This is a genomic window from Streptomyces sp. NPDC048461 (assembly GCF_055587105.1).
Genome location: NZ_JBVJGW010000065.1, coordinates 1 through 6,020, shown reverse-complemented (window position 1 = coordinate 6,020; position 6,020 = coordinate 1). Strand labels below are relative to the sequence as shown.

Here is a 6,020-nt window from a genome sequence, read left to right as displayed (position 1 = left end):
GTGACGGGCAGAGACGACCGGCCGAACCGGCCCCGGACGCTCGGGGCGCCCTGGGGCCGCAGGGTGTGCATTCCCTCCCCCTCCAACGACCGCGTAAGACACCCGGCACGGGTGACCCTGCGCCGGAGCCGGGGCGCCCGGAACGGGGACGGATGCCTCCCAGGGCGGGCGCGTATGAGAGGTGGAGCCCGGCGGCGGCAGCATCGGCCGGACGTTGGCACGCCGCCGGGCCCGGAGCCAGTGTCGCCTACTCCCGGACCGCGCCACAGGGGAGGAGCATGGGGAAGGTGACCAGGAAGAACATCCGGCGGTGCTCGCAATGCGGGGCCCCGCTCCCGCCAGAGGCAAGGACATCCCGCCGGTACTGCAACGCATCGTGCCGGACGGCGGCATGGCGGCAGTGGAGGGCCCGGCGGGCGCAGCTCGACGCGGGAGGCGAGGCACTGCGCGCCCTGCTGGAGGGGCGTCGGCACCCCTGGCCGCAGTTTGAATGCCCCGAGTGCGGGTCGACGTGGTACTCCAGCGACACCCCGTTCGGGAGGCGGAAGCGCTCCGACAGCCGGTACTGCTCCCCGCGCTGCCGCACACGGGCATGGCGACGGCGGAACGCTTCCCGTTCAGCAGGCGTCACCGGGTGACGCCTTCCCGTGACGCTCACCCGGGTTCTGCGGTGGTGCGAGCGCGTAGGAAGGATGGGGCGGCCCGGCGGTACTGCCCCCGTCGAAGCGGGCACCGGGCCTGACCTACGCACCCATGTCGGCGCAGGCTGCCCCGACCCTAACCGGCGTCCAGCCCGCGCCCGACCAGCGGGGGCACCGCTGCTACGGAGAGGCGGTCAAAACCGTCCCTTCCCGGGCCTGTGTCAGCTCCGTGCAGCGGATGCCTCCGCCGGGCTGCCACTCCCGCACGCCTCTGGCCAGCGCAAACGGCGTGCCAGGCTTAAAGCCTCACAGCTGGCCGACCCGCCCCGCGCGGGCCGGCCGGAAGGGCGATCGGGGTTATCGGCCGATTTCCGCAGGGTGCAGGACATGGATCAGGCGGCGGCCGCAGTCGGCGCATGGTGCGTGCGGGCCCTCGGTCAGGTGGGCCTCGCAGTGGGTGCATGCGGGGCCGCCGCACTCCTCGCACCGGGCCGGGTCCGCGGTGCCGTTCACGAACGCTGACCCGGCCTCCGCGCACTCCTCGTGGGTGGGCGGCGGGTCATCCTCTCCCGGCGTGAGGTTCGCCAGGGAAGAGTCCGCCCGCAGGTTCGCCAGAGCCGCGACGTAAGCCGCCGAGGCATCCCCCTCCTCCGCCAGGGCCTGGCCGCCGTACGCCTCGGCGCAGGACTGGCAGCGGTGCCCACCTGGAAGGACGTGGGTCTTGTAGCAGCCGGTGCAGACCGGATAGCCGCAGCCGTCGCAGTAGTCGCCGTCAAGGTCGAGCCCGGGGCATTCAGTCACGGCGCGCACGATAGTGGCCGCCACCGACAACCCCCGATTGTCGGGTCGCCACCGACAAGCGGGGGCTGCGGCCTACTCGTGGCCACCGAACCGGCGGATCGGTGCCCGGTCAGGGCGGCGGGGCCCGGTGTCTCACGCCATGGCCGGACCGTCACGCACCACGCATGTGTCACTCCTCGGCGGACCCGCACAACGAAAACACATCTATCTGACAGGCATCAGGTACTGCGAGAAATTCAGCACGTCGCCACATTCTCGGAAAAATGATCGAAACGGCGCCAGCGAACTCGGTTTCAGAACAGGGCAGGGGGCGTAATATTCAGATAAGGAGTAGCCGATCACGGCGCTCACCTTTACCTCTAAAATGAGAGAGTAAAGGAAATTCAAGTCACCTTGGGAACCCCGATGGAAATATTAAATGTAATTCATGTCATTCGTGATGTCGTATTCGTCTTAGCGACTCTTTGGGCTGTCGTCACATACTTATTAGGGAAGGTGAAACAGTCACGTAGCTGAGCGGGCGGGACCGCCGCCCTCACCTGGGCGGGCCGGGGCCAGGTGCCTCCTGCCCGTCCAGGACCTTCGAATCATGGAGCGCCTGATAGGCCGGCCCGCCCCACCGTCCTGCGCGTAGGTGCTCACGGTCGGTCCGGACCGCGCCCGCTACGTCGCGGAATAAGGGTCGATTACATCAACTTCGTAGACCTGTACCCAAGGTTCGAAATCGTCGTGCCTGCACTCAATATGAAGCCGGACAGGTTGTCGGCCAAATTCCATGCTCCACCAAAGCAAAGCCCCCGCACCGCGGTGCGGCGATCGTGTCTGTTCCATCATCAGAGGCAGGGTAGAACCGAGGTACAACCCATTTCGCGACGCTGTACGCCCGTCCGCTGAGACACCCTCCAAGCCAGGCTGAAGTCGATATGGGCCCCAAACCTGTGCCGCCAGTTCCTCTGCGGTGGGACCTTCGGCCGGGTTAGAAGCAAGTTCGATCGTGCGGTCCTGCCCATCATCAAGTACCCGAACACGCACCTCGGCCAACCGCTCCAGCACTGAGGGGCCGTTCCACCTCACCGTTAGCCGGGCCCGGCTACCCTCCCCCGTTTTCCGAATCTCCACCTTAAGGTCGGGAAGCATATCGTGATGAATTCTCACACGCTCAATACCGGCAACAATATGGGCAGCATTCGTTGCCTGCTTAGCGGTGTTCAACGCATCCGCAGAAATCTGCTTCGCTTTTACCGCTACCCACAAAGATCCGCCCGCTGCAAAAACGCTAGCCCCAGCAGCGATTGCACTCCACACATCAGCAGACCACATATAAGCACCCCCATCACAATGGCAACTGGGCAGGCCGCGCCCGATCTCGTCGGCGGCAGTGCGCCCGACCCGCGGCCTCCTGTCCCGCCTTATCAGAGGTCGGCTAACCACAGAGACCCGTAGATCAGCCTGCGTCGCCTTACAGCCCCTCCACGGGAGCGCGGGAAACGAACGATCCTGCCCCGATCGCTGGGGCACGACCACCTGGCAGCCGCACCCACCGAAACATTTCACCGTACATATCGCGCACATTCTCCGCGCACTCGCATACGCAGAGGGTGGGCGGCCATGTGCCCTACGAGGCTCAGAAGCTACCTTGAGCCTCACCGGTCGAATTCCCGTCCCGTACTCGCTCGGCCTCCACCGGAGTCCCCTCGGCCTCCAACTGGTCGATCCTGCGATCCATCTTCTTGTTCTCGGAATACCTGCGGAGTCTGTTCACCCCGAAGGCCACCCCCGAGACCACAACGGCGCAGACCGCGTACGTGACCGCCTCCTTCTGCCCCTGCGCTCGGTAGAACTCCCTGAGAGCATCAGGACCCCCGCGTTCTCCTGCTTCCTGAGTGAGCCTCGTCCAGTCGTTGCCCATGCGTCCACTCCCCAGCTCCAAGACACCACTTCGGCCCTGCAGCGCCCCCGGTGTTGCTGCGCCGCCCGCCGCGGCTGGACATTACTGGCCATCAGCGCCCGCTGACCGCCACTTCGCGTACCTGGGCAACGGCCCATCAGGCGCAACGCGCAGACTCAGGGGGTGAAAACCGACCGCCGGCCCCTGGGCACCGGCCACGCGCCCGTCCTTCTCCCCGTCTCCGCCCCGGGTCCGGGTTCTGAACGGCCCCGGCCCGCAAACGCCGGCCTTAGCGCCGCCGAACAGATCCCCAAAACTCCGGCCGTCGCGCTGCCTGCACGCACAGGTCGCCGCATCCTCGGCAACGGTCCGTTACCGGACGCGGAATGATCAGCCGTCGCACCCGCACCCCGAGACCGCACACGTCCTCTGAGCAACCGCCCGACCGGGCGGAGCAGGGACGGAGGGAGAGCCGGGGAGCGGGTGGCCGCAGAGCGGGCGGGGCAGCAGCGCCGGCGCAGACCGCACGGAGGACGGACGACCAGGACGACGGCCAGCGCGAAGTAACCCGCAGGTCACAGGGCTACTGACGGCACACCGTTACACCGTTGAGCCGTCACAACGGCAACCAACGGGCAGTGCGGACCACCCCACCGGATCCAAGCGCAGGCTTGGATCCGGTGGGAAGGACGCGGAGCCGGGAAGGGAAGTGTCGGCAAGGGTGGAGCGGCTAGAGGTCGAAGGCGACGTGTTCGACATCGGTGAACTCCACGAGCAGGCCTCCGGCGCGGCGGCCGCCGTCGCGGAAGTAGACGTCTTGGAGGGCTTCCGCGGCGATGTCGCGCAACTGCTGCTCGGACGCGCCGGCTTCCTGGGCGCCGAAAAGGCGGCCGGCGTACTGCGGGGGCAGGGCCACGGTCAGGTGGCGTAGGCGGGCATCGTCGGTGCTGCCAGGTGCGGCGGTGTATCCGAAGCGGGCGCGGGTGTCGAGGATCAGGCCCGTCGATGTCGCCGCGGTGCGCTTCGCCATCGCGCGTACCTGTGGCTGCCAGCGGCGTGCGACCTCACCCGCCAAGCGGCCGGCCAGGTCCGCGCGCGGCTTCTTGATCTGGCCTTTCACGTACCGCTCGACGGTGCGCTGTGAGATGCCGAGCGCGGCCGCGGCCGCGCGGGTTCCCTTCATCTGCTTGACCAGGTAGCGCATCTGCGCTGGCGCCGTCTTGGGGGCGGGGCGCGTGAACGCTTTTTGTACGGCTCGGTCGAGACCGTCGCCGACTGCGGTCATGGTGTCCTCCGTTGCTTTCCCTGCCGGGGCGGGTGATCGCCTAGGGGGTCTCGTGGGGGCCTAACGGATACTCACGTGACCGGAGAGGCCTGGCGGGTGGGGATCGGCGCTCTACGGGCCGTTTAAGGGGCCTGTGGGGCGGCAGGGCGCCTATTGCGTGATGGTGGTCTGGAGTCCGCCAGCTCGTCGGAACTGCCCCCGCCTGGCACCCGGAAGGTGCCAGGCGTGCAGGACCGCTACCGGCTGACGAGAGCGGCGAGTTTGGCGGCTTCCCGCTGCGCCTTCATCGCCTGGTACTCCGCGCTGGGGCGGGCCGCCTCCCACGCCGCGGCATCCTCGGCCTGGTCTTCCTCGTCGGGGCCGTCGTAGTCGGGCTCTTCGACCAAGTCGTCAGCGTCGCTGGCCGGGTGGTGCTGTGCGGGCACGACCGGCCGGCGGGTGCCGGGCGCGGCGTCCAGCGCAGCGAACTCGGCGGCCATCGCCGCTCGGGCTGCTTCGGCTTCGGCCGCCGCGGCAGCCTTGTCCGCAGCGCGCCGGTCCCACCGCACGTTCTCAGCAAGGGCCTCTGCGTGGTCCGCCGCCAACTCTGCGAGCTCCCGTTCCATCACCTCACGAGCCCGCCGCTTCTGTTCCTCCAGCGCTTCCGCGGCCTTGGCGTTGTTGATCCGCTCGTGCCTGCGGTAGTTGCAGGTGGCGCACTCGGCGCCGCTGTCGATGAGTACGCCGAGTTCGCAGTTCGGCAGTTCGCAGGCCTGCTGCGTCAGGACCTCAGCGAGGTAGCCGATCGGCCGGACGATCCGATCCGCTTCCTTGTAGCCAGCGCTTGAACGCAGGGGTCCGTGCGCGCGGTGCCACCCGGCATAGATCCGGGTGGTGGCGTGCTCCGCGGTGCGCGGGTACAGGGCGTAGGGGCCGCTGGTGGCATCGGCGTAGTGACCGAGGAGTTCGCGGACGGCGCGCCGCAGGGTCGGAATGCGCTCCGCCTTGCTGGTGGAGATGCCCAGGGCATCCAGCGCGGCGTACACGTCCGTCTCGCCGTTCACGGGCACCAGCTCGCTGACGACAACCGGTTTCTTCGCGGTGGGCTTCTTCTTGCGGTCGGCGGCGTAGCCGCCCTGGGCGGTCGGAGTTTCAGGCGCCGCGCCGTCGCTCGCACCCGCACGCGCGAGACCACCCGCACCTTGGCCTACGGCCGTCACCACGGGTTGTTCAGCAGTAGTCGTAGAAGAAGAACCACAAGAGCAGGACTGCGGGGCGCGTTCTCCCAGGTCAGCGGCCTGGTCCTGGTCGGAATTCCGACCACAGTGGTGGGGGTGAGGCCCCGCCCGGGGGGGGGTGCGGGCCCAGGCGAGCCGGGGGCGCCCCCCGGGGCGGGCGGCGGCCGGCGCGGGCGGGGGGGGGGGCG

4 protein-coding genes are annotated in these 6,020 nt (G+C 68.5%); all 4 read right to left on the bottom strand.

Features of this window, described 5'->3' with window-relative positions; translation table 11 throughout:
* Nucleotides 1-998 precede the first annotated feature (998 nt).
* Nucleotides 999-1,442 (bottom strand): hypothetical protein, encoded by a 444-nt coding sequence (locus ACZ6S8_RS39470; RefSeq protein WP_469463221.1) that lies wholly within the window; start codon nucleotides 1,440-1,442, stop codon nucleotides 999-1,001.
* Between the two features lie 1,624 nt (nucleotides 1,443-3,066).
* Nucleotides 3,067-3,351 carry a hypothetical protein gene (locus ACZ6S8_RS39465; RefSeq protein WP_469463220.1) on the bottom strand — a complete coding sequence of 95 codons (285 nt, stop codon included), beginning with the start codon at nucleotides 3,349-3,351 and terminating at the stop codon, nucleotides 3,067-3,069.
* Between the two features lie 709 nt (nucleotides 3,352-4,060).
* Nucleotides 4,061-4,615 carry a telomere-protecting terminal protein Tpg gene (gene tpg / locus ACZ6S8_RS39460; RefSeq protein ID WP_469463219.1) on the bottom strand — a complete coding sequence of 185 codons (555 nt, stop codon included), beginning with the start codon at nucleotides 4,613-4,615 and terminating at the stop codon, nucleotides 4,061-4,063.
* A 236-nt stretch (nucleotides 4,616-4,851) separates the two neighbouring features.
* Nucleotides 4,852-5,814 carry a hypothetical protein gene (locus tag ACZ6S8_RS39455; protein WP_469463218.1) on the bottom strand — a complete coding sequence of 321 codons (963 nt, stop codon included), beginning with the start codon at nucleotides 5,812-5,814 and terminating at the stop codon, nucleotides 4,852-4,854.
* Nucleotides 5,815-6,020 lie beyond the last annotated feature (206 nt).